The sequence below is a fragment of the Nostoc sp. FACHB-190 genome (assembly GCF_014696905.1).
Classification (GTDB): domain Bacteria; phylum Cyanobacteriota; class Cyanobacteriia; order Cyanobacteriales; family Nostocaceae; genus Nostoc_B.
In genome coordinates, this window is sequence record NZ_JACJQW010000005.1 from 18698 (window position 1) to 41402 (window position 22705).

Consider the following 22705-nt stretch of genomic DNA (forward strand, 5'->3'; position numbering starts at 1 on the left):
TCACCTCTTTTATCCCTCTCCTTGAGATGTTGGAATTGGACGACGCTGAAAATATTTACCAAATCTCGACTTTAAAGACTCGGTTGCTTGTGTTTCAGGAACTGCTGTGGGTGTTACCTCTGGTTCTGGTATTGGTGACGCAGTAACTTGTGGTGTCGGTATCACTTCCGGTTCTGGTATTGGTGACGCAGTAACTTGTGGTGTCGGTATCACTTCCGGTTCTGGTATTGGCGACGCAGTAGCTTGTGGTGTCGGTGTAACTTCCAGTTCTGGTATTGGTGACGCAGTAACTTGTGGTATCGGTGTAACTTCCGGTTCTGGTATTGGCGACGCAGTAGCTTGTGGTGTCGGTGTAACTTCCAGTTCTGGTATTGGTGACGCAGTAACTTGTGGTGTCGGTGTAACTTCCAGTTCTGGTATTGGTGACGCAGTAACTTGTGGTATCGGTGTAACTTCCGGTTCTGGTATTGGTGACGCAGTAACTTGTGGTGTCGGTATCACTTCCGGTTCTGGTATTGGTGACGCAGTAACTTGCGGTGTCGGTGTAACTTCTGGTTCTGGTATTGGTGACGCAGTAACTTGCGGTATCGGTGTAACTTCCGGTTCTGGCGTTGCTGACTCAGTTGGTTGCGGTTGAACTACCTCTGGAACTTCGGGTGTAGGAATTAGTGGCTGGGGAATGTAACTTTGATTGACTATGCTGCGTACTTCATCCGCCTTGAGTTCGCCTCTAACAATGCGAGACAGTGTATCTTTACCTTTGGGTTGGTAGTTGATTAATCTCACAGTCGTATTAAAGGCATTTTTCACAACGTTACCTTGATTGTCTAAAAATTCCAGCTTCACCCAATTATTTCCAGGTTGGAAGCCTTTGAGGTAAACTGCTTGCCAGCGATCGAACACAAAACTGTCACCATTAATAGTGCAACGGATACGCCAATCACTGAACAAATCATTGGGATTATCTGTAGCACCTAAGTGTAATGGAGCGTTTGTTAAGTAAAAATCTAGTAAAATTGGTTCAGCACCATAACTACCTTGAAGACTGCTGTAAGTCAGTAAGGGAACGCTAGGTTCAGGGTTGTTGTCATCTGTTTTTGTAAAAACATGAAACAATGTCTGAGTATAAGCGCCTTCATTTTTAAAACTTTCACCCCAAGGACGAGAAGCAAATACACGTAAACTATGTGTACCCGGAGATAAATCAGACAAAATCAACGGCTGGCTTAAGTCATACACCGAGATGTCAGGCTGATTATCCAAAATTACCTGGAGATGAGGCCCTAATTCAAATGCTGGATCTTTAAATATAGGTAAATCTTTTACCTGAATTTGAACTTTAACTTTAGTATCTTGAATAATCTCATCAAATGAAGGGGTGACGATAGTTACCTGGGGGCGGTATACTTCTAGCGTTGAGCGCAGTTCTTGAATGACCTCTGGTGGTGCAACTTCCGTAAATTGCTGCGAAGTTGGTTGATATTTTTCCCTAGGACTCACAGCTACATCTTGACTAACAGCTTTCTCTGCACAACTGTTTAAATTCAAGACCAATACTAGTATGACAAGCCACTTGAAAATAGCCAGACTCCTGGGGAGGATCTGTTTTAAAGACTTCATACACCGCAAATTCATACCTAACACCCAGTTATAGTCTGCAAAACTGCAAAATAATTTTGCCTTAAACTGTGCTTTGCACGCCATAGCCTAAAAGGTGAAATTTTGAGCAGTTACTATGTATTTTTTAAAAATCACCGGAAAACAGTATTCTTTTTTACTATTTCTCTAATATATGCTTTTCTCTCGTGCCAAAAATATCTCTAACTAATTTGAGAATACTGAGCCGGCGGACATTATACCCATTAATCATAAGTTTAACGAATTGTTATTCTTTGTAAATTAAATGGAGAAACTATTGACTTTTTGCTCAAAAGTTTACAGTTAAAAGGTAGATCAGACAATTAATTTGGGGATTTTGAATTATTGTTAAAATCTCTCCAACAATGTACAAGTAAAGACTTTATAATTCAACAGAAACAAACTTCCACATAGCGTCTTCATCGCTGCTCCAGCCACTAACCTGGAGAAGGCGACTAAGTATCACTTTGTGGTTTCATGATTCCTCATTCCTTATCACGAGAGGAGGTCGAATGACGATTAGTCCTCCGGAGCGAGAGGAAAAGAAAGCAAGAGTGATAGTCGATAACGACCCGGTACCTACCTCATTTGAAAGATGGGCGCAACCCGGACACTTCGACAGAACTCTAGCTAGAGGCCCCAAAACCACCACTTGGATTTGGAACCTCCACGCTCTCGCCCACGATTTTGATACACATACAAGCGATTTAGAAGATATCTCCCGCAAAATATTTGCGGCTCACTTCGGACACCTGGCCGTTGTGACCATCTGGTTAAGCGGGATGATATTCCACGGCGCGAAGTTCTCTAACTACGAAGCCTGGTTAAGCGACCCATTGAACGTGAAGCCCAGTGCTCAAGTCGTTTGGCCCATTGTGGGACAAGACATTTTGAATGGTGATGTTGGTGGTGGATTCCACGGTATTCAAATCACCTCTGGCTTGTTCCAAGTATGGCGTGGCTGGGGTATCACCAACTCCTTCCAGCTTTACTGCACAGCTATTGGCGGCTTGGTATTAGCAGGCTTGTTCTTATTTGCTGGCTGGTTCCACTATCACAAACGCGCTCCCAAACTGGAATGGTTCCAGAATGTGGAGTCGATGCTGAACCACCACTTGCAAGTACTGTTAGGCTGCGGTTCCTTGGGATGGGCTGGACACTTAATTCACGTTTCCGCTCCCATCAACAAGCTTTTGGATGCAGGGGTAGCTGTTAAAGATGTCCCCTTGCCCCATGAGTTCATCCTCAACAAGAGCTTGTTGATTGATGTATTCCCCGGCTTCGCTGCTGGTTTAACACCTTTCTTCACCTTGAACTGGGGTCAGTACGCTGACTTCTTAACCTTCAAGGGTGGTTTAAACCCTGTAACTGGTGGTCTGTGGTTGACTGATATTTCTCATCACCACTTAGCGATCGCTGTACTCTTCATCATCGCTGGTCATCAATACCGCACAAACTGGGGCATTGGTCACAGCATCAAAGAGATCCTCGAAAACCACAAAGGCCCCTTCACCGGGGAAGGTCACAAGGGTCTTTATGAAAACCTGACCACCTCTTGGCACGCTCAATTGGCAACTAACCTTGCCTTCTTGGGTTCGCTGACCATCATCATCGCGCATCACATGTACGCGATGCCTCCTTATCCATACTTGGCAACTGACTACGCAACTCAGTTGTGTATCTTCACTCACCACATTTGGATCGGTGGATTCTTAATTGTGGGTGGTGCGGCTCACGCTGCCATCTTCATGGTGCGGGATTATGATCCTGTTGTGAATCAAAACAACGTACTGGATCGGGTGATTCGTCACCGGGATGCAATTATTTCCCACCTCAACTGGGTTTGTATTTTCCTCGGCTTCCACAGCTTTGGTTTGTACATCCACAACGACACAATGCGTGCCTTGGGCCGTCCCCAAGACATGTTCTCCGACACAGCAATTCAGTTGCAACCAGTATTTGCTCAGTGGGTGCAGAATCTGCACACCTTGGCTCCTGGTGGCACTGCTCCCAACGCCTTAGAGCCAGTTAGCTATGCCTTTGGCGGCGGTATCTTGGCTATTGGTGGCAAAGTCGCAATGATGCCCATCGCATTGGGTACTGCTGACTTCCTAGTTCACCATATCCATGCTTTCACCATCCACGTAACAGTACTGATTCTGCTGAAGGGCGTACTATTCGCTCGCAGCTCACGCTTGATTCCCGATAAAGCCAACTTAGGTTTCCGCTTCCCTTGCGACGGCCCTGGCCGTGGCGGTACTTGCCAAGTTTCCGGTTGGGATCACGTGTTCCTCGGATTGTTCTGGATGTATAACTCCCTATCTATTGTGATTTTCCACTTCAGTTGGAAAATGCAATCTGATGTTTGGGGAACTGTAGACGCAGCTGGTAATGTGTCTCATATTACTGGTGGTAACTTTGCCCAAAGTGCCATCACAATCAACGGCTGGTTGCGTGATTTCTTGTGGGCGCAAGCTTCTCAAGTAATCAACTCCTACGGCAGTGCTTTGTCTGCTTACGGATTAATGTTCCTGGGCGCTCACTTTGTTTGGGCATTCAGCTTAATGTTCCTGTTCAGTGGTCGCGGCTACTGGCAAGAACTAATTGAGTCCATCGTTTGGGCGCATAATAAACTGAAGGTAGCACCTGCAATCCAACCCCGCGCTTTGAGCATCACTCAAGGCCGTGCAGTTGGTGTAGCACACTACCTCCTCGGAGGAATTGCAACAACCTGGGCATTCTTCCACGCACACATTCTTTCAGTAGGATAGCAATCAGTTATACGGAGTGCTGAGTAGTGAGTGCTGAGTGCTGAGTAATCAAAACTTAGAACTCAAAGCTCAGAACTCCCAAAGCTGAAACCTGATGGCTAAGGGTCAGAGGAAATATCAAAGCTATGGCAACAAAATTTCCAAAATTTAGCCAGGATCTCGCACAGGACCCAACCACGCGGCGCATTTGGTATGCGATCGCAATGGGCAATGACTTTGAGAGCCACGATGGCATGACCGAAGAAAATCTTTACCAAAAGATTTTCGCTACTCACTTCGGACATCTGGCAATCATCTTCCTTTGGGCTTCCAGCCTCCTGTTCCATGTAGCCTGGCAAGGTAACTTTGAACAGTGGATCAAAGATCCTCTACACGTCCGTCCCATCGCTCATGCGATTTGGGACCCCCACTTTGGTAAACCAGCAATTGAAGCTTTTACCCAAGCGGGTGCTAGTAATCCTGTAAATATTGCATACTCTGGTGTTTACCACTGGTGGTACACCATCGGTATGCGGACAAACCAAGAACTGTACATTGGCTCATTAGGTCTACTCCTATTTGCTGCCCTGTTATTGTTCGCTGGTTGGTTGCACTTGCAACCCAAGTTCCGCCCCAGCCTCGCTTGGTTCAAGAATGCTGAATCTCGCCTCAACCACCACCTAGCTGGTTTGTTCGGCGTTAGCTCCTTGGCTTGGGCTGGTCACTTGATTCACGTTGCTATCCCCGAAGCTCGTGGACAGCACGTAGGTTGGGATAACTTCTTAACCACCGCTCCCCACCCAGCAGGCTTACAGCCTTTCTTTACAGGGAACTGGAACGTTTACGCTCAAAATCCAGATACCGCAGGCCACCTCTTTGGTACATCCACTGGTGCTGGTACAGCGATTCTGACCTTCTTGGGTGGTTTCCATCCTCAAACAGAAGCTCTGTGGTTGACTGACATTGCTCACCACCACTTAGCGATCGCAGTATTATTCATCGTCGCTGGTCACATGTACCGTACCAACTTTGGTATTGGTCACAGCATCAAAGAGATGATGAATGCCAAAACTTTCTTTGGCCAAAAAGTTGAAGGCCCCTTCAACATGCCCCACCAAGGCATTTATGATACCTACAACAACTCTCTGCACTTCCAATTAGGTTGGCACTTGGCTTGTTTGGGTGTTGTTACCTCTTGGGTGGCGCAGCACATGTACTCCATGCCTTCCTATGCGTTCATCGCTAAGGATTACACCACACAGGCAGCTTTATACACCCACCACCAATACATTGCGATTTTCTTGATGGTCGGTGCGTTTGCCCACGGTGCAATTTTCTGGGTACGTGACTACGACCCCGAACAAAACAAAGACAACGTATTAGATCGCGTACTGAAGCACAAAGAAGCGATTATCTCTCACTTAAGCTGGGTATCTCTCTTCTTAGGCTTCCATACCCTAGGTTTGTACGTTCACAACGACGTAGTAGTTGCTTTCGGTACTCCTGAAAAGCAAATCCTAATTGAGCCAGTATTTGCTCAGTTTGTTCAAGCTGCTAACGGTAAAGTACTGTACGGATTGGATGTTCTGTTGTCCAACCCCGAAAGTGTTGCGTACACAGCTTACCCCAACTATGCAAACGTATGGTTGCCCGGTTGGTTAGATGCCATTAACGCTGGCACAAACTCCCTGTTCTTAACAATTGGCCCTGGCGATTTCTTGGTACACCATGCGATCGCACTAGGTCTGCACACCACCACCCTCATCCTAGTCAAAGGTGCTTTGGATGCTCGTGGTTCTAAATTAATGCCAGACAAAAAAGACTTCGGTTACGCATTCCCTTGCGATGGCCCTGGTCGTGGCGGTACTTGCGATATCTCCGCTTGGGACTCCTTCTACTTAGCTTTGTTCTGGGCATTGAACACAGTAGGTTGGTTAACCTTCTACTGGCACTGGAAACACCTGGGTATTTGGCAAGGTAACGTTGCTCAGTTCAACGAAAACTCTACCTACCTGATGGGCTGGTTCCGTGATTACCTGTGGGCTAACTCTGCACAGTTGATCAACGGTTACAACCCCTACGGTGTGAACAACCTGTCTGTTTGGGCTTGGATGTTCCTCTTCGGACACCTAGTTTGGGCAACTGGCTTCATGTTCCTCATCTCCTGGAGAGGTTACTGGCAAGAGTTGATCGAAACCTTGGTTTGGGCGCACGAGCGTACTCCTCTAGCTAACCTAGTTCGCTGGAAAGACAAGCCCGTTGCACTCTCCATCGTTCAAGCACGTTTGGTTGGTCTAGCTCACTTCACCGTTGGCTATGTCCTCACCTACGCAGCCTTCCTCATCGCCTCCACTGCTGGTAAGTTCGGTTGATCTGGCTACTAGTTTTATAGGTTAGTAATAAAAATCCCCCGCCTCGCGGCGGGGGATTTTTTGTTGGTATAAGTATTAAATTTTCTCTTTCCTAATGGGAAGGATAAAAGAAGAGGTAAACAAAATGTTGGAATTTCCAATATTCACCCAATAGGAGCAATTATGCAAAGAGGAAAGATTAACTACATAAAGTGGATTACAGAAACAATAAATAAGATGAATATCCACCAACAGGAAGATGCTGAATCTTGGCGTAAGTTTTGGAAAGAAAGCTATGAAGGTACAAGTGAATACGCACGCAAAAAAGGTTGCAGAATGTGTGCTGCATACAGTTTATGGTATTTAGGATACATTGTTGATGCTGAACGAGATTTTCAAGACTGGGAACTTGCAAAAATTAACCATGAGTTAGGAAAAAATGCGGTATACGCAGTTATAGCCATAGAGAAGTTAGATAAACAAGAAGATATAAGTAAAAAGGAATTATGGTCTTATGTTCAAGAACGATATCGGCAGGAAAAATTTCCGAAAAAGAGCAAAACAAAGCAAGCTAAAAGTGAAGCAGAATTTGAAGAGCCAGCTAACGATGATGCAGGAGCAGTTCAAATAGCAAGGGTGTTTTTTACAAAGAATTATATAATTCCATTATCAAAAAGAAAGTAGAAAAATTTTAAATCATAACTACTATGTAAAATAACAAAGGCAAGAGAAAAGCGATCGCGAACAAATAACCTTAACCAAAATCATTGAAACAAATGATCAATTGGCAAGAACAAATTACTATTCATCCTGAAGTATGTCATGGTAAACCACACATTACAGGTACACAGGTGATGGTTTCAGTTATCCTTGATAACCTAGCAGAAGGATTAACATTTGAGGAAATAGTTAAGAATTACCCACTCCTCACATTAGAAAATATCAAAGCGGCTGTTGCTTATGCTGCACAACTAACAAATAAAGAAGAACTGCAAATTTTTGATGAGAATAATTCTAGTTTCTCTCAAAATTATTCTAGTCAAGAGGACATAGAATCAACTTTTATGACACTAGCCCAACAATGGCGGGAAGAAAATCGTGGTGTATCATCAAATAATCAAATGTCGATGCACCCTGCCTATCAACAAATAATAGGAATGGGTGAAACTATCATACCTTTATTGTTAAGAGAACTGGAGAGAAAATCTGGACATTGGTTTTGGGCATTAAAATCTATTTCTAGAGAAGATCCTGTACCTTCGGAGTGTAGAGGCAATACAAAAGAAATGACTAAAGCTTGGCTCGAATGGGGTAAACGAAGAGGATATCAGTGGTAGGTAATAACAATTGGGCTAATTATGTAAAATCTTTTATTGAACGTGATTATCCCAACTTAATTATCCACGGATACAAGTTAACAAGTCCAGATACAACTGAATATAACTGTGTTGCATGGGCAGGAGAAGATGATCAAACTTGGTGGTGGCCAGATGCTCAAAATCAAGAATACTGGCCACCTGGTATTCCCAGAGAAGAAACTCTTGAGGCGTTTCAAGCAGCATTTCAACTAATATCTCTTGCAGGTAGGGCGACTGTGCGAATTGAGATCGCCTGTTTTTTGCCGTTACGATTGATGGTAATTTGCATAACATCACCAACTTTAGTAGTTTCTACCTGTTGCTGCACTTGTCTAATATCTTGAATTGTCACACCGTTAATACTGTCAATAATGTCGCCTGGACGTAAGCCAGCACGGGAAGCGGGAGAGTTTGGGGCGACTGCTAAAATAATCACACCTGTATCTTGATTAACTTTTAAACCTGTATCACTTTGATTAATTTTGGTGCGTAAATCAGGGGTTAACTCTCCCATTTGAATGCCAACATAAGGATGATCTACTTTTCCTTTAGCGATTAATTCATTGGCAATTCTTTGGGCTGTTTTGATGGGAATTGCAAAGCCTAATCCTTGCGCTCCTTGGATGATAGCAGTATTCATCCCAATTACTTCTCCTTGAGCGTTCAGCAAGGGGCCGCCAGAATTACCAGGGTTAATGGCAGCATCAGTTTGAATAAAATCGACTCGTTCTGTGGGTACTCCTAAATCAGCAACAGAACGTTGAGTTGCACTGATAATTCCTTGGGTGACTGTATTATCTAATCCTAATGGATTACCAATGGCGATCGCCCATTGTCCTGCTAACAAATTATCAGAGTTACCTAATTTAACTGTTGGTAATCCTATACCTTTAATTTTGACTACTGCTACATCGGTTACGCGGTCAACTCCTACTACCTTACCTTGAAGGCTGCGACCATCTTTTAACACAACGGCGACGTTATCTGCATCTGCTACCACATGGGCATTAGTCAAAATAATTCCATCACCACTAATAATAAATCCTGAACCAATGCCTCGCTGTACTTCTTCTCGACTCGGTAACTGTTCGCCAAAAAAACGCCCTAAATAAGAGTCTTGGGGAGATACGGCGACAGTGCGAGTGGAATTGATGCGTACTACTGCTGACCCGACTTTCTGCACCACTTGAGTGATGTAATTGGCATCTTGATTAGCATTGACTGGTGCTGTTGCTAGGGGATTTTTCACATCTCTATTAGCAACACATCCAGTCAATAATAAAGCTAGATAAACCCAGAGTTGCAGAGTCAGTCGTTTCATTATGGTTTGACCGGGCTATTGAGTTGTAATAATAACCAAGTGAGATAAGTACCGAAAGGCCCCCACAGTGCATAAGGCAGAAATAGCCATGAGGCTGTTTGCGAAATTGGTTTGACCACAAAAGCCAAAATGTATACCAAAACAGTTGCTAAACCGCCCACAATCATACCGCCAGTCAAACTGCGGAGTTCTACCACCACCGGACTATACAGCGATGTGAGTAAGGCAATAGCAGCATAAACTAATAGCAAACCCCAAGGGCGAGAACCTTTCTTATTGCTTTTTTCCCAGACAATAATTGCAGAAATCGTCAGGCAAACCCAAATGAATGTCCAGATAAGAGGAATGAGAAATTCAAAGGTTAGCCAGCTAGGACGTTGTAGATTTTGAAACCAAGGGTCGCGCAGCGATGTGAACAAACTACCGCCAAAAAACAAAGCTGCTGAAGCTGCTGTAATTATCCATCTAGCTTTCACAACGACTCCTGCCAGAGTAATACATTTGTATTTTAAATGGAATCTGCGATCGCTGCACCTATCCTGAGTCTGGATGTGACTTTACCATTAGCGCGATTGCAACTGTAAAGTAACACTCTTGAACCTTAGATTGAGGAAAAAAGAAAAGTTCTTAATTTAACATAGAGCGATAGCTACACCCCCGCAGGCATCGCCTGATTTTGCTTGATTTATATTTCCTTATATACAATCTTTCAGGAATGAGCTATTCACACAGAACGCCAATTTTCGATTTGCAAGTTAGGTACTCTTTGAAATTCCTGGACATTAGATGTCACCATAATGTGATGTACATCATAAGCACCAATAGGTGAACCTGCTAATTTCAGAAAGCTTCTGATGTGGGCTGCCTGTTCTGCTTCTTTGGAGTCAAAAGGTAAAATTGCAACTGAACTTAGTAAGATTTCAATCATTGGTTGGATTTTAACAGCGCGTTGTGGGTTGATGGCTAATCCATATTTCACCTCCATAACTGTTAGAGATGAAACAAAAATTTCAGTGGGCGAGATTAATTTTATTCGCTTGAGGGTGTTTTTTTCTCCTTTAACAAAATCACTAATTACGCAAGTATCTAGTAGATAACCCATACATAATTACAGTTCTATTGCGTTTGGTGGTATTAGTTCATCCCGGTATGATTCAAAGATAATACTTTCTTTTACACCTGTATGTTGCATAATTATTTCTGGCCATCGGCTGGGTTTAGTTTCTAAGAAAGTGACGAACACTAAACTTTCGATTATACCTTGTGGGGTTTCAGCTAATTCAATTTTGCCGTTTTTATAAATTCCTTGGATTGTTTTTAACATATAGCTTACCTCCTACATTCATTGATTTTAACCATACTGAATTCTGACTCCTGATTTCTGAATTCTTCCTTATAAACTAACGTCGCAAAAATAACTGCGTCATGTAGTATGTATTCCCAACTCGCCAAATTCCCACACCAGTCTCTTGAAACACTGGACGCAGAACATTAGCCCGATGTCCAGGACTATTCATCCAACCTTTAATGGCGGCTGGTACAGGTTGCGGTACATTCGTACAGGTAAATAAGTTTTCTCCTACCATCAAATAAGAGATTCTCCCTGCACTTATTCTGTCTTTTAAGGTGCTACCATCAGCACCAGTGTGACTGAAGAATTTTTGCTGCGCCATTTGGCGGCTGTAGTTGCGAGCTACCTGGGTGAGTTTTTCGTTATTTTGCAGGGGCTGAAGTCCATTTTCTTGCCTGACTTTGTTGATACCTTGGCGGACTGCGGCTTCCATGTCTGCAATTTTGGCAGAGGCTGGCGGAATTACAGGTTGGGGTGGTTGCTGAGATGGTAATTCAATGTCGGGTAATGGCGGCAAATATTTTAGCATTTCTTCGCAGCCACTTACCAAAAGTGCGATCGCGGCTGAAGCTAACCATAAGATATGAGGTAGTTTATTTTGCATCTACTTATCACAACCCAATTACCTCACCTGCATAATTCTTTCTCCAGACAAGAACTATCAATTTAGCTGTCATGATGAAGTTGCTGTGAGTTCTGTTCTTAAGGTAACAAAAATCGCCAAATTCAACTGACCTAGATTTGAGAGTTGCATTGCTGGAGAAAGAACAAGAATGAGTTTCAGAGTATGAGATTGTGAGATTCTCTCACTCCTCTGTTATCGGTGATTTATAGGCGACCAATATTAGTCAGTCCTAAAACAATACCAATGCCAACAATGTGACCAAAAGCCATAGCCGCGATAAAGGTGGTAACACTCACTGGCAATCCTGGTAATTTAGGCCCAACTTGGGGCTGCTCAATGCGGGTAGATAACAACAGAATAACCACGCTGGTAACGCTAATAATGATGCCAACGGTAGGAGTCCACGCAGGGGTAGCGGGGACATTAGCTGCTGCTGCCAGTAAATTTGATAACATCTAGATTTGGTCTCCTAAATGAAAAAATTCATAAAACCTCCCAAATTATAGAATTAGTGAGTCAGCAACCAAAGATTGTTAGCAAAAATTCGCTCTTTAGAACCATGCGGGTTAAAATCTGTGGCATCACTCAGCCAAAACAAGCAACTGCGATCGCATCTTTAGGCGCAACTGCCCTAGGATTTATTTGTGTACCTAGTTCACCTCGTTACGTAACTGCCACCCAAATCCGCGCAGTCGTTACCCAATTACCAGATAACATTGATAAAATCGGCGTTTTTGCTAACGCTGACATTTCGGAGATTAACCACATAGTTCAAGATGGCGGTTTAACTGGTGTACAGTTACACGGAGACGAATCACCAGAATTTTGTTACCAACTCAGGCAAAATCTCCCCCATGTCGAAATTCTCAAAGCAATGAGGATACGCAGCCTTGACCACCTGGAACCAGCCGCTATTTACGCTCAACATGTAGACACTTTATTACTTGATGCTTATCATCCCCAACAGTTAGGGGGTACAGGCAAAACTTTAGATTGGGCAATGCTAGAAAAATTCCACCCCGGCACGCCGTGGTTTTTAGCTGGTGGATTAACCCCAGCAAATATCTTAGAAGCTTTAAGTCTGGTTAACCCTGACGGTATCGATTTATCTAGCGGGGTCGAAATTCAACCAGGAAATAAAGATTTAAATAAAGTAGCTGAGTTATTTCAGAAGTTAGCGAGTAGGGAGTAGTGAATTTTCCCTACTCCCTACTCCCAATTCCCCATTCCCTACTTAAAAGAATGATGGTTGATGGCGAATCAAGTTGAAGAATTCTTCACGGGTTTTTTGTTCATCTTGGAATACGCCTAGCATGGCACTGGTAACAGTCCAAGAACCGGGTTTCTGCACACCGCGCATTACCATACACATGTGAGTGGCTTCCATGACTACTGCTACACCTTGAGGTTCCAAAATCGTTTGAATTGCTTCGGCGATTTGGCGGGTTAACCTTTCTTGGACTTGCAAACGGCGAGAATACATTTCCACAATCCGGGCTAACTTACTTAAGCCCACAACTTTTTGATTAGGAATATAAGCAAGATGCGCTCTGCCCATAAAAGGTAGCATGTGATGTTCACAGAGGCTAAAAAAGTTAATATCTCGCACGAGTACCATTTCGTTATGTCCTTCATCGAAAATGGCACCGTTCAATAGTTCGTCTAAAGATTGGTTATAGCCACTGGTGAGAAACCGCATTGCTTCGGCCACACGTTTGGGAGTTTTCAGCAATCCTTCACGTTCAGGGTCTTCCCCAACACCGACTATGATGTTTCTGACAGCATCCATCATTTGCTCCATCTGTTCCTCAGAAGGCGGGTGCAAATCCGGTTGTCTGCCGTCGTGGGTGTTGCGATCGGGTCTGGTATTGATGGCATCTGCCAAATCAGAAATCAGAGGAGATTGAAAACGATTGGAACCGTTAGAACTAGCAATAGTCATGATGTAATTTTTAGTTAGTTTGTTGGATGTTTGCGATACTCAGCACTCAGCACTTAGCACTCAGCACTCAAAATGTGCCTGCATTGGGCATCAGAACTAATTCATCAATCACTGCTTGTGGTGGCAATAAGACAGTGTGGAGAATTGACTGTGCCACAATTTCTGGAGTTAACATTTTTGAACGGTCAAAGTTGGCGTGAACGGTGTCTGTGTCCCAAATTTCTGTATTCACAGAACCAGGACAAATGACCGTGACACGGATACCGTGGGCGCGTTCTTCTTGAGCCAGGGTTTGAGAAAGGGCTAGAAGTCCGGCTTTGCTAACACAATAGGCTCCCCATCCAGCAAAGGTTTGCTTGGCAGCGATTGAGGCTACGTTGATAATTGTGCCTGTGCTGCGATCGCGCATTCCCGGTAAAATTCCTTTGATGCACTCAAATACACTGGTGAGATTGATGTTAATAACTTTTTGCCAGTCTTCTAAGCTTGTGTCGCTTAAATTCCCTGTATAGCCTATTCCGGCGTTATTGACCAAAATATCTATGTTGCCAAAATCTTGGGCGATCGCGGTAATTTTCGCTGCTACTTGGGGTAAATCGGCTAAATCTAGGGAGTATGCTTGAGCTTCTACTCCGCTTTCCTTGGCTGCTGTTGCTACCGCCTCTAATTTATCTAAAGAACGGCTGACTAAGGCAACATCTATGCCAGCTTTGGCAAATGCCAAGGCTGTTGCTTTGCCAATTCCGCTACTCGCCCCAGTAATCAGGGCGCGTTGTTTCTGCTTACTACCCATGCTTTCCCCCATTTTTTTGGCAGTGACCCCAGCCCTTTGCCACCAAATTATTTAAGTCTTTCGGATGGGCCACATTAAAGTAACCTTAAATTCCGATAATTTTTTTTGACAATTGCTATATTGAATTGTCAGTATGGGAAATTTTACCCAATAAAATACATCCCAAAGATGAAAATTAAGTCTTCATCTGGGAGTTTAGGCTGTCTACTCGCAAAACTAAACGAAATCTCTCGTTTAAGTGAGTCGATTAATCAAAAATACAAATGCCTGTGGTTAAAAAGATTGTTAAAAATCTTTAAGAACCACAGGCAATTATAGCATTGCTCTTGAATTAATGACCTAGCTTGGGTTTGCTAGTGGGGAATTTCTGTAAAGACACCGATTTTGCGGAATTTATCGTAACGCAGTTGCCGTCTTTCTTGGGATGTTAACTGTTTGAGTTCATCTAAGTTATCTAAAAGGGCTTGCTTAAGGGTGGTTGCGGCTTCTAAGGGGTCAGAGTGAGCGCCACCAATAGGTTCTGACAAAATTTGGTCAATAATCCCTAAATTTTTTAAATCATGGGAAGTAATTTTTAAAGCCATAGCAGCTTGGGGTGCTTTGCCGGCATCTTTCCAAAGAATTGCGGCACAACCTTCAGGGCTGATCACAGTGTAAACAGCATGTTCAAACATCAGTAGGCGATCGCAAATCCCAATCCCTAGCGCCCCACCAGAACTTGCTTCACCAATCACTGTGCAGATAATTGGTACATCCAAGCTAAACATTTCCCGGAGGTTATAGGCAATGGCTTCACCTGCGCCTTGATGTTCGGCGGCGACGGTGGCTAAAGCGCCTGGTGTATCCACAAAAGCTAAAATCGGCATTCCAAATTTATTGGCATGTTCCATCAGCCGCATTGCCTTGCGATAACCACCAGGAGCCGCCATCCCGAAGTTCCGCGCAATGTTATCCTTAGTGTCACGCCCTTTTTGTTGACCTAACATCACTACTGGTTGCCCACCTAAACGAGCGACACCAGCAATTAAAGCCGGATCATCAGTCCCACAGCGATCGCCATGCAACTCCATCCATTCATCGGTAATTGCCTGAATATAGTCCAGGGTGCTGGGGCGACGGGGATGACGGGCGACTTGTACCTTTTGAGCCGGAGATAATGTACTGAAAATCTCCTCACGCAGTTTTGTGGCGCGTGCTTCTAGCTTGCGAATTTCGCCAGATACATCAACACCATTTTCTTCTGCTAGTTGCCGAATCTGCTCAATGCGGTTTGAGAGTTCGGCTAACGGCTTTTCAAAATCCAACAGTAGTGGTTTACGCTCGGTAGTGGCCATAATTTAGGGATGAGGAACTAGGGATTGGGGATTAAAGAAGTAAAAAGTAAAAAGGCTAAAGTAAAAACATTCTTTTACCTTTTAACTTTTAACTTTTGACTTTGTTAAAGCAGCAAAGGTCTAAAGCCATGTTTCACCGATGCTTGACCAATCTGCTCCATTTTGTCTACGGTAATCTGATTACGCCCCCAAGAAAAGTTCGTATGTAACTTCTCAAATTCCAGTAGCATCGCTTCGGCGAAACAAGCAAATAGCTGACGTTCTGGCACTTCCATATTGACGATTTTCATGATTTTCCAGTCAATATCCAAAGAATGCTCAACAATGCCACCGTTGAGTACATGAACGTCAGGATGTTGAATTTTTGTCGCTAAATTTTTGGGATAGCCGCCATCAATCAGGACACAAGGTTGTTTTAACATCTTGGGGTCAATTTCTACCCCTTTGGGCATACTTGCCACCCAAACCACAATATCAGCTTCGGGTAAGGCTGCCTCTAAGGCCATAATTTTGCCCCGCCCTAGTTCGTCTTGTAAATTTTGCAGGCGTTCTTGGTTACGGGCGATGAGCAGAATTTCCTTGACATCTGTTTTGGCATCTAGCCAACGTGTGACTGCACTACCAATATCCCCAGTTGCACCACAGATAGCCACTGTTGCTTTCGACAGTTCAATTCCAACTTGTTTGGCAGCTGCCTCTACTTGCCGACAGATAATATAAGCAGTGTGTGTATTACCTGTAGTGAAGCGTTCAAACTCTAATGTGACGTTACGGACTTGGCTGAACTGCTCTAAATTAAAGTTTTCAAAAATAATTGATGAAAAACCGCCTAAAGCTGTGATGTCTATATCATGCTTTTGAGCATGAGCCATTGCATTTAAAATTTTGCGAGTTGCCGCTTTAATTCGTCTATTTGCCAGCATTTCTGGCAAAAAGCATGATTCTACGTACTTGCCTTCGATTGTTTCTCCAGTCAAACTGGTAACTTTAATGTGATCAACAATTTGCGGCGGGGCGCTGCACCAAAAATCTAGACCTTGATCGGCATATTCTGGGTATCCCAATTGTTGAGCTACCGCTTGAGCGTGTTCTAAACTAGTCAGATGTCCAATTAGACCAAACATGTAGTGTGTATTAGGCGTTTGCTGCGTCGAAAGCGTGGAATTGAGTGGGTAAGTGAGAATACCTAACCTTAAAAATACAACAAAGTGTGAAGTATGAAGTATGAAGTATGAAGTGTAAAGTCTGGAATTTTAGCAAAATGGTGAATTTAATTCTGACTTTTGAGTTCTTTTTTAACCTTCATTCCTCATGCTTCATCCTTCATACTTGTTTAAGCAGCTGAGAGTCCGTAGGCTGATAAGCGCATGATATCTCTGGTTGTGAAGCCAATGTTACTTAAAGCTTCACCGTATTGAATCATGAAGTCTTCGACTAAAGCTTCTTTTTCCATTGCTAACACTTCAGCATCGGTCGCTACTTGGTTGAGCATTTTCCAAACAATGGGTAGGTTTTGGCGGTTTGCTTCTTCTAGTTCAGCTTTGGAGGCTTCAAAGTTAGCTTTCAGCCAAACTTCACCAAAGTTTAAATGACTATACTCATCTTTGACTACACCCTCAGTAATTTTGCGGGCAAAAGCATCAGCAACAGGGATGTAGATGTTGTAGGCCGCGATCGCAAAACATTCAATAATCAAAGATTGAATCAGTAAGCAGGTGACAACCTTACCTTGGGCGGCGGCGACTTTAAAGTTATCGTGCAGAGGTGCAAAAAACTCCTTAGCAAATTGCAAATCTGGTGTCACGTTTAAATTGCGGCCGCAAGCTTCAAAGCCTTTTTTATGGCGGCTTTCCATTTTCGACAAGCGAATTAAATCATCACTATGATCAGGCAGCAGTTCAGCTAGTTTAATGTAATTCTCATAAGCTTCTTGTTCCCCTTCAATCACGATCGCATTAATGCGACTATAGGCATCTTTATATGTTTCACTTTGGAAATCTATTTCTAATCCATCTGCTAACTGCTGCATGGTATCGTCACTCCTGTAAAATGAATCATTTGATACTAACGCTTAATTTACCCTGTCATTTTAGGGCAATCTTCACTGTTGTTTAATTTAACTTAACAAGTCACTATGTAATAGATTAGCTTTTGCTGGGGGCGATACTCTAGTACTAAAGAAACAAATGCAGAGAGTCGATTTAATCGTCAAGAGTCAATAATTAAGTTTCTCGCTAGTCCCTAGCCTCTAGCCCCTAAGCTCTGCTATCTCACACTTATGATGAAATCAAGTTGGCATCTCAAATCTGGCGATATTTTTAGTTTAGCGGTACTGCTGTTAGGCGCATTCATTGTCTTGCTACCGCTATTTGTTGTGTTTTTCACTTCTTTTGCACCCCCTGGCGCGACTCCAGATATCACGATGCCGCGAAATTGGTCGTTAGATAATTATCATGATGCGTGGCAGCGCGGGAAGTTCCTTTTAGCTTTTGCTAATTCTACTGTAGTAGCGATCGCAGTCACCGCATTTCAGCTAATCACCTCTGCTTTGGCTGGTTACGCCTTGGCAAGATTGAAATTTCGTGGCAGACAAGCATTGCTGTTAGTTGTTTTAGCAACCCTAGTGATTCCTTTTCAGCTGTTAGTTATACCTATATTTTTGGTGTTGAAGTGGGGACACTTAATTAATACCTATGGGGCGCTGATTTTACCCACGGCTGTCAATGGCTTTGGCATATTTCTTTTACGCCAATATTTTCAGACAATTCCGGTAGAACTAGAAGAAGCAGCCATCATTGACGGCGCAAACAGGTTACAAATCTTATGGCGGGTGTTATTACCTTTAGCCCGTCCGGCTTTGGTGACGTTGTTTTTATTCACCTTTATTGCGGAATGGAATGATTTGTTTAAGCCTTTGGTATTTACCACACGCCCAGAATTAAGAACCGTACAGTTGGCATTAGCCGAGTTTCAAGAACAATTTACCAACAACTGGCCTTTGATGATGGCAGCCGTAACAATTGCAACCGTACCAGTGATGGCACTATTTTTAATTGGTCAGCGTCAATTTATTCGGGGAATTGCTACAACGGGAATCAAGAATTGATGTTGGGAAGTGAGGATGAGGGAAGGGGGACAAGGGAGACAAGGGGGACAAGGGGGACAAGGTAGTAGTAAGTCGGTAATTGCAGCGCACTAGATGAAGCAGCGTAAAATAGGCTGACAACTCGTGATAAATGACCAAATAAAAAACTTTTTTAGATATCAAATACCATCCATTTTCCCCTCCTCTTCCTTGTCTCCCTTGTCTCCCTTGTCCCTCTCCTCTCCCCATCAAATAGGACTGCTAAATCAGCAAAGGGTGTTAGTCTATGTCTTGCCAAAAATCTTTGCCAATACTTTTGGGTTTCAGCTTGGGTGCAATTTTGCTGTTACCAATTTCTCCTTCATTAGCAGAAATAGCTGCCGTTCCCTTACCTTCAGATGCGCCGTTGGAACTAGATTTATTAACTAAACCCAACAGCAATGTAATTACAGCTAACACCATTAACCCACAAGGATTAACAACTCCTAGTTTATGGTTAGCGCAAGCTAATTCTGAAAGTAAATTGTTGGATAATTGGATAGCGTATCCTGCTACTGCAACCACACCAGGAAGAGTAGATGTAATTGTCAATCAACAAGTTTGGAGCATACTAGATTATCTAGAACGCTACAGTTTTATAAATCGCCTCGGCAATGTTGCCAGAAAGGATGTTTATAATTTGCGGGTGTTTAATTATCAGCAGGAACTTTTAGGGAGTTATACCTGTAACTTTCAAACTAATCCAACATCATGCCGCATTCAAATTAATTCTTTAAATAGATTAGTATTACAGCAATCGTCTGAATGAAGGTTATAGGTGATAGGTGATAGGTTACAGGTGAAAATGTTATTAGTATTTTTAGGTTAATTAAACTAAAATTTTCTTGCCTCCCGCCTTCTGCCTGCTTGGTGAGCGAAGTCAAACCACTGCCTTCTGCCTTTTCCCAACTATTTAATTAACTTGTCTTGATTTTAGTAAACAGAGATTCGTACTGTTTTGTTGTTGATGCCGATAATGGCAGCAAAAATTCACTTTTTGGGAATATTTGCTGATTTGTTTGTAATAAACTCTGTATTGGTTCGGCAATATCAGTAATTTTAATATCAGAAATAATTGGTGAATTGGTTTTAGTTTTGGTGGTGATTTGTTTGGCGATTTCCTGTTGCCAACAAAAGTCAATCCACTTAGATGATATGTCGTTTTTGCTGGCTTTAGTGGGGCGTACCCATAAATCTGCCCAAATGGCTGTTCCTGATTTGGGGATGACTACATTAAGTTGGGGATAACGTGACAAAATTGGTAATACATCACTTGACCAACCAACGGCTAACCAAGTATCTCCTGTAATTAAAGCTTCGAGGTAGTTGTTAGAACTGTAGAATTTTACTTGTTGGTTTAAGGTTTGCAGTTCTTTTTCTAGGTTAGGTACGGTGTCGAGGTTTTCGGTGTTGTAAGATTGTCCGAGTTTCTTCAATGCTAGACCGATTACTTCTCTAGGATTATCGAGTAAAGAAATTTGCGATCGCAACCCATCCCGCCATAAATCACTCCAGTCTTGGGGTTGCCAGCCTAATTCCTGAAATTTCTGGCGATCGTATACAATCACTGTACTACCCCAACGATAAGGCGCAGCCCAGACTTTTCCTTGAGGATCTAAGTTTCCTTGTTCATTGCGCGTTACTAATTGTCGCCATCTTTCGTCCAAATTCGACCAAGATTTTAATTGTTGGACTTCTGCTGCTTCTAGCGGTTGAATTAATTTTTGTTCAATGGCACTTTTTAGCCAGTAATCTCCCAAACTTACCAAGTCTACTACATCGGTTGTTTGGGAATTAATAAATGGAATCCAGCGCGTCCAATTTTGTTTATCGTTGGTTTTTGCTTGTTCTTGCCAATGTTGCAATTGTTGATATAAATTTTGAATTTGCTCAACGGGAGAGAATTTTAACTTTGGCTTTGGCTGCAAAAATTGGCTAAATTGATCAACTACTTGAGCAGGAATAGAATTTTTTAATAACTGAACGCTGAGTTTAGTTTGGTTTTTATTCTCGCACCCTACCAGCAGTTGCGACAGTGCCAATCCACTTACACTGAGTAAAAATGAGCGTCGATCCATTGATTTTGGATATGTAAACTTAGATTCTAGACTATTGTCTTACATTGCAGTTAAAAGTGAGGGAATAGAGAGTGGCTCACAAGTGTAGGTTTTTAACAGAGTGATGAGTAGCGACTCTAAAAATCACGATTTAATCAGAGTTCCACCCCCCTCACACCCTTACACCCCTACACCCTAAATCAAGGTTTTTGGGGCATAACGTAAAAAACCTACACCTGTCAGATAGGGAGTGGGGAGTGGGGAGTAGGATGTATGCAGTGATAGGCAAAATTCAAGGTTTGATTGAGGTTTTAGGGATGTAAGGGTTTTGAAAACCTACCCCCTTACACCTTCATACTTCTAAACCCTTCTCTAAAAACCTCATTTTTCGTGTTCTGGTGTAAGTTCTATTCTTTTCCCCACTCCCTACTCCCTACTTTCAAGGCAGTATTATTCCCAAAATAAATGCCTCCCAGTCATGGAGGCAAAGCGTAAAGCATCCTAATATTTCTGGTGAAACAATAACATAGACGGTGTGAGATTGAATGAGGGCAGTCACCCTTCATTAAACCTGGATTTCTCTCTTGTTGAGAAATCCAGGGGTGTGAGAGGGGTGGGAGGAGTCGGAGGATGATGAAATCTTTCCCCCCTCCCCACACTTCCCACACTTCCCACACTTCCCACACTTCCCACACCCCTATGATCTCTAAGGAAATATTTTGGCTAAGAACGTGGTGATTTCTAACCAAGCGGAGGTAGCTGCAACAGCATCGTAGCGATAACCATCATCGCGCATAAATGTATGTTCGGCTTCGTATAAAAATACTTGATGAGGTATATTGGCATCTGTAATTGCTTTAATTAATGTATGGCGATCGCTTTCGGGAATGTGAGGGTCAAGAGTACCAAGTATCAGCAGTAATTCGCCTTTAATTTCACTCACTCTATGAATAGTATCTGCTATGCCTTGACCAAGTTTGCCACTGGGGATACCAGTCGGGTAACAGCAAACCGCAGCTTTGATTTCACTGTGGAAGGCGGCGCGAAAAGATAAATGTCCGCCGATGCAAAAGCCGAGAGTGCCAATTTTATCGGGGTTAACCGCCGCGTCGGTTTTGAGAAAATCAATCACAGCGCGACAATCTGCATCATACTCTGCGATCGCTGTTCTGCGTGCATCATCATTACCCCGCATTCTCCCCAAATCATCCGGTTCAATGACTGTACCAACGGTTTCCAAGCGGTGAAAAATTTCGGGTGTGGCGACAACATAACCAAACCCGGCTAGGTAGTTAACCAGGCGAATCATCGGACTACCTAATTGATAGATATCACTGTAAAACAAAATGGCTGGATAAGTTCCGGCTGGCTTGGGAGAGGCGACATACACCCGCATTAAGCTGTCATCTACCCTTAACTCAACATTGCGCTTAGTGATTTGCACTTGTTTGGCTCCCAGTCATAATTGCTTTCATTAGCTTTTACAGAATGAAGTGATGATATCGGGATAGTAGAGCGAACGGATCACAACAGCAATAAAGATACATTTAAAATTAGGTAAAAAACTCATCTTGTCAAAATATCTAAATACATTGCATAAGAATTCAGAAGTCAGAATTCAGGAGTCAGAACAAGAGCCAGGGGTATTAAAATTGCTTATTCATCCGCCGGCGATGCACTAAGTTTAGCGAAGTGTCGTACATAATTTCTTCTGAATTCTGACTCCTGACTCCTAAATTCTATTTAGGTAACTTTCAGACTTCTAACTGACTTGTGTTATAAGCAGGACTTACGCATCAAAATTTTCTGTGGGGATTGGGTATGAGGGTGAAAGGGTATGGGGTGTAAGGGTTGTGGATACTTACACCCTTACACCCTCATACCCCTGCACCCTGTTATAAAACCTTATTTTTTCGTTTTTTTGCGTAAGTCCTAATAAGTTCAAATTAAACAAACCAGAAAAATTAAAATGTCAGCCAAAACTTTATAATCTCATCAATCTCATGACAGCACTCATATCTAAGTAAAATATTTATTCAGCATCATCAAATAAAAGCAAAA

At 42.9% G+C, this 22705-nt stretch carries 21 protein-coding genes and 1 pseudogene; 8 read left to right on the top strand and 14 right to left on the bottom strand.

Going from position 1 to position 22705, the window contains the following annotated elements:
* Nucleotides 1-9: 9 nt before the first annotated feature.
* Complete coding sequence (locus H6G28_RS07975) at nucleotides 10-1635, bottom strand: hypothetical protein (RefSeq protein WP_242054486.1); 1626 nt, start codon at nucleotides 1633-1635, stop codon at nucleotides 10-12.
* Between the two features lie 515 nt (nucleotides 1636-2150).
* Here H6G28_RS07975 and psaA point away from each other — a divergent pair.
* The 5 genes and pseudogenes from psaA to H6G28_RS37935 all read left to right on the top strand — a co-directional run.
* Nucleotides 2151-4409, top strand: coding sequence for a photosystem I core protein PsaA (psaA, locus tag H6G28_RS07980; protein ID WP_190670135.1), 2259 nt, complete (start codon nucleotides 2151-2153; stop codon nucleotides 4407-4409).
* Nucleotides 4410-4534: 125 nt separating this feature from the next.
* Nucleotides 4535-6760, top strand: coding sequence for a photosystem I core protein PsaB (gene psaB, locus H6G28_RS07985; RefSeq protein WP_190591612.1), 2226 nt, complete (start codon nucleotides 4535-4537; stop codon nucleotides 6758-6760).
* A 162-nt stretch (nucleotides 6761-6922) separates the two neighbouring features.
* Complete coding sequence (locus H6G28_RS07990; RefSeq protein ID WP_190670137.1) at nucleotides 6923-7423, top strand: DUF6979 family protein; 501 nt, start codon at nucleotides 6923-6925, stop codon at nucleotides 7421-7423.
* A gap of 92 nt (nucleotides 7424-7515) precedes the next feature.
* Entirely contained in the window at nucleotides 7516-8076 is a 561-nt protein-coding gene (locus H6G28_RS36765; RefSeq protein WP_242054489.1) for a DUF433 domain-containing protein, read from the top strand.
* Nucleotides 8070-8252: pseudogene (locus H6G28_RS37935) on the top strand (DUF7689 domain-containing protein); the annotation flags it as partial. The gene H6G28_RS36765 and the pseudogene H6G28_RS37935, both read left to right, overlap by 7 nt.
* Before the next feature lie 50 nt (nucleotides 8253-8302).
* Here the strand turns inward: H6G28_RS37935 and H6G28_RS08005 are convergent.
* From H6G28_RS08005 to psaK, 6 genes are all read right to left on the bottom strand, one after another.
* Nucleotides 8303-9418 carry an HhoA/HhoB/HtrA family serine endopeptidase gene (locus H6G28_RS08005; protein WP_190670138.1) on the bottom strand — a complete coding sequence of 372 codons (1116 nt, stop codon included), beginning with the start codon at nucleotides 9416-9418 and terminating at the stop codon, nucleotides 8303-8305.
* Nucleotides 9418-9894: a TspO/MBR family protein gene (locus tag H6G28_RS08010; RefSeq protein WP_190670140.1), complete on the bottom strand. Its 477-nt coding sequence runs from the start codon at nucleotides 9892-9894 to the stop codon at nucleotides 9418-9420. Before H6G28_RS08010 ends, H6G28_RS08005 begins: the two co-directional genes overlap by 1 nt.
* Before the next feature lie 248 nt (nucleotides 9895-10142).
* Nucleotides 10143-10520 carry a type II toxin-antitoxin system VapC family toxin gene (locus tag H6G28_RS08015; RefSeq protein WP_190591607.1) on the bottom strand — a complete coding sequence of 126 codons (378 nt, stop codon included), beginning with the start codon at nucleotides 10518-10520 and terminating at the stop codon, nucleotides 10143-10145.
* A gap of 6 nt (nucleotides 10521-10526) precedes the next feature.
* A complete protein-coding gene (locus H6G28_RS08020) occupies nucleotides 10527-10742 on the bottom strand; it encodes a hypothetical protein (protein ID WP_190591606.1) in 216 nt (71 codons plus the stop codon).
* A 76-nt stretch (nucleotides 10743-10818) separates the two neighbouring features.
* Nucleotides 10819-11373, bottom strand: coding sequence for a CAP domain-containing protein (locus H6G28_RS08025; RefSeq protein ID WP_190670141.1), 555 nt, complete (start codon nucleotides 11371-11373; stop codon nucleotides 10819-10821).
* 224 nt (nucleotides 11374-11597) lie between these two features.
* Nucleotides 11598-11849, bottom strand: coding sequence for a photosystem I reaction center subunit PsaK (gene psaK / locus H6G28_RS08030; RefSeq protein WP_190591604.1), 252 nt, complete (start codon nucleotides 11847-11849; stop codon nucleotides 11598-11600).
* Between the two features lie 104 nt (nucleotides 11850-11953).
* Between psaK and H6G28_RS08035 the strand changes: the two genes are divergently transcribed.
* Complete coding sequence (locus H6G28_RS08035) at nucleotides 11954-12586, top strand: phosphoribosylanthranilate isomerase (protein ID WP_190670143.1); 633 nt, start codon at nucleotides 11954-11956, stop codon at nucleotides 12584-12586.
* A 42-nt stretch (nucleotides 12587-12628) separates the two neighbouring features.
* Here H6G28_RS08035 and folE read toward each other — a convergent pair whose 3' ends face one another.
* The 5 genes from folE to H6G28_RS08060 form a co-directional block, all read right to left on the bottom strand.
* Nucleotides 12629-13336 carry a GTP cyclohydrolase I FolE gene (folE, locus tag H6G28_RS08040; protein ID WP_190591602.1) on the bottom strand — a complete coding sequence of 236 codons (708 nt, stop codon included), beginning with the start codon at nucleotides 13334-13336 and terminating at the stop codon, nucleotides 12629-12631.
* Nucleotides 13337-13403: 67 nt separating this feature from the next.
* Nucleotides 13404-14129: an SDR family oxidoreductase gene (locus H6G28_RS08045; RefSeq protein ID WP_190591601.1), complete on the bottom strand. Its 726-nt coding sequence runs from the start codon at nucleotides 14127-14129 to the stop codon at nucleotides 13404-13406.
* Between the two features lie 353 nt (nucleotides 14130-14482).
* Nucleotides 14483-15463 (bottom strand): acetyl-CoA carboxylase carboxyltransferase subunit alpha, encoded by a 981-nt coding sequence (locus tag H6G28_RS08050; RefSeq protein WP_190591600.1) that lies wholly within the window; start codon nucleotides 15461-15463, stop codon nucleotides 14483-14485.
* A gap of 104 nt (nucleotides 15464-15567) precedes the next feature.
* Nucleotides 15568-16587, bottom strand: a complete 1020-nt coding sequence (locus H6G28_RS08055) for a long-chain acyl-[acyl-carrier-protein] reductase (RefSeq protein ID WP_190591599.1) — start codon at nucleotides 16585-16587, stop codon at nucleotides 15568-15570.
* 209 nt (nucleotides 16588-16796) lie between these two features.
* A complete protein-coding gene (locus H6G28_RS08060; RefSeq protein ID WP_190591598.1) occupies nucleotides 16797-17492 on the bottom strand; it encodes an aldehyde oxygenase (deformylating) in 696 nt (231 codons plus the stop codon).
* A gap of 249 nt (nucleotides 17493-17741) precedes the next feature.
* On the opposite strand from H6G28_RS08060, the gene H6G28_RS08065 reads away from it, so the two are divergent.
* Nucleotides 17742-18569 carry a carbohydrate ABC transporter permease gene (locus tag H6G28_RS08065; protein ID WP_190591597.1) on the top strand — a complete coding sequence of 276 codons (828 nt, stop codon included), beginning with the start codon at nucleotides 17742-17744 and terminating at the stop codon, nucleotides 18567-18569.
* 265 nt (nucleotides 18570-18834) lie between these two features.
* Nucleotides 18835-19356 carry a hypothetical protein gene (locus H6G28_RS08070; protein ID WP_190591596.1) on the top strand — a complete coding sequence of 174 codons (522 nt, stop codon included), beginning with the start codon at nucleotides 18835-18837 and terminating at the stop codon, nucleotides 19354-19356.
* A 148-nt stretch (nucleotides 19357-19504) separates the two neighbouring features.
* Here the strand turns inward: H6G28_RS08070 and H6G28_RS08075 are convergent, their stop codons facing one another.
* Nucleotides 19505-20665, bottom strand: coding sequence for an extracellular solute-binding protein (locus tag H6G28_RS08075; RefSeq protein ID WP_190670145.1), 1161 nt, complete (start codon nucleotides 20663-20665; stop codon nucleotides 19505-19507).
* A 685-nt stretch (nucleotides 20666-21350) separates the two neighbouring features.
* Nucleotides 21351-22088: a dienelactone hydrolase family protein gene (locus H6G28_RS08080; RefSeq protein ID WP_190670147.1), complete on the bottom strand. Its 738-nt coding sequence runs from the start codon at nucleotides 22086-22088 to the stop codon at nucleotides 21351-21353.
* Nucleotides 22089-22705 lie beyond the last annotated feature (617 nt).

What these genes read in the sequence shown, in the direction of transcription:
- H6G28_RS07975 (WP_242054486.1), bottom strand. Translation starts at nt 1,635, where the DNA reads ATGAATTTGCGGTGTATGAAGTCTTTAAAACAGATCCTCCCCAGGAGT.
- psaA (WP_190670135.1), top strand. Translation starts at nt 2,151, where the DNA reads ATGACGATTAGTCCTCCGGAGCGAGAGGAAAAGAAAGCAAGAGTGATA.
- psaB (WP_190591612.1), top strand. Translation starts at nt 4,535, where the DNA reads ATGGCAACAAAATTTCCAAAATTTAGCCAGGATCTCGCACAGGACCCA.
- H6G28_RS07990 (WP_190670137.1), top strand. Translation starts at nt 6,923, where the DNA reads ATGCAAAGAGGAAAGATTAACTACATAAAGTGGATTACAGAAACAATA.
- H6G28_RS36765 (WP_242054489.1), top strand. Translation starts at nt 7,516, where the DNA reads ATGATCAATTGGCAAGAACAAATTACTATTCATCCTGAAGTATGTCAT.
- H6G28_RS08005 (WP_190670138.1), bottom strand. Translation starts at nt 9,418, where the DNA reads ATGAAACGACTGACTCTGCAACTCTGGGTTTATCTAGCTTTATTATTG.
- H6G28_RS08015 (WP_190591607.1), bottom strand. Translation starts at nt 10,520, where the DNA reads ATGGGTTATCTACTAGATACTTGCGTAATTAGTGATTTTGTTAAAGGA.
- H6G28_RS08020 (WP_190591606.1), bottom strand. Translation starts at nt 10,742, where the DNA reads ATGTTAAAAACAATCCAAGGAATTTATAAAAACGGCAAAATTGAATTA.
- H6G28_RS08025 (WP_190670141.1), bottom strand. Translation starts at nt 11,373, where the DNA reads ATGCAAAATAAACTACCTCATATCTTATGGTTAGCTTCAGCCGCGATC.
- psaK (WP_190591604.1), bottom strand. Translation starts at nt 11,849, where the DNA reads ATGTTATCAAATTTACTGGCAGCAGCAGCTAATGTCCCCGCTACCCCT.
- H6G28_RS08035 (WP_190670143.1), top strand. Translation starts at nt 11,954, where the DNA reads ATGCGGGTTAAAATCTGTGGCATCACTCAGCCAAAACAAGCAACTGCG.
- folE (WP_190591602.1), bottom strand. Translation starts at nt 13,336, where the DNA reads ATGACTATTGCTAGTTCTAACGGTTCCAATCGTTTTCAATCTCCTCTG.
- H6G28_RS08045 (WP_190591601.1), bottom strand. Translation starts at nt 14,129, where the DNA reads ATGGGTAGTAAGCAGAAACAACGCGCCCTGATTACTGGGGCGAGTAGC.
- H6G28_RS08050 (WP_190591600.1), bottom strand. Translation starts at nt 15,463, where the DNA reads ATGGCCACTACCGAGCGTAAACCACTACTGTTGGATTTTGAAAAGCCG.
- H6G28_RS08055 (WP_190591599.1), bottom strand. Translation starts at nt 16,587, where the DNA reads ATGTTTGGTCTAATTGGACATCTGACTAGTTTAGAACACGCTCAAGCG.
- H6G28_RS08060 (WP_190591598.1), bottom strand. Translation starts at nt 17,492, where the DNA reads ATGCAGCAGTTAGCAGATGGATTAGAAATAGATTTCCAAAGTGAAACA.
- H6G28_RS08065 (WP_190591597.1), top strand. Translation starts at nt 17,742, where the DNA reads ATGATGAAATCAAGTTGGCATCTCAAATCTGGCGATATTTTTAGTTTA.
- H6G28_RS08070 (WP_190591596.1), top strand. Translation starts at nt 18,835, where the DNA reads ATGTCTTGCCAAAAATCTTTGCCAATACTTTTGGGTTTCAGCTTGGGT.
- H6G28_RS08075 (WP_190670145.1), bottom strand. Translation starts at nt 20,665, where the DNA reads ATGGATCGACGCTCATTTTTACTCAGTGTAAGTGGATTGGCACTGTCG.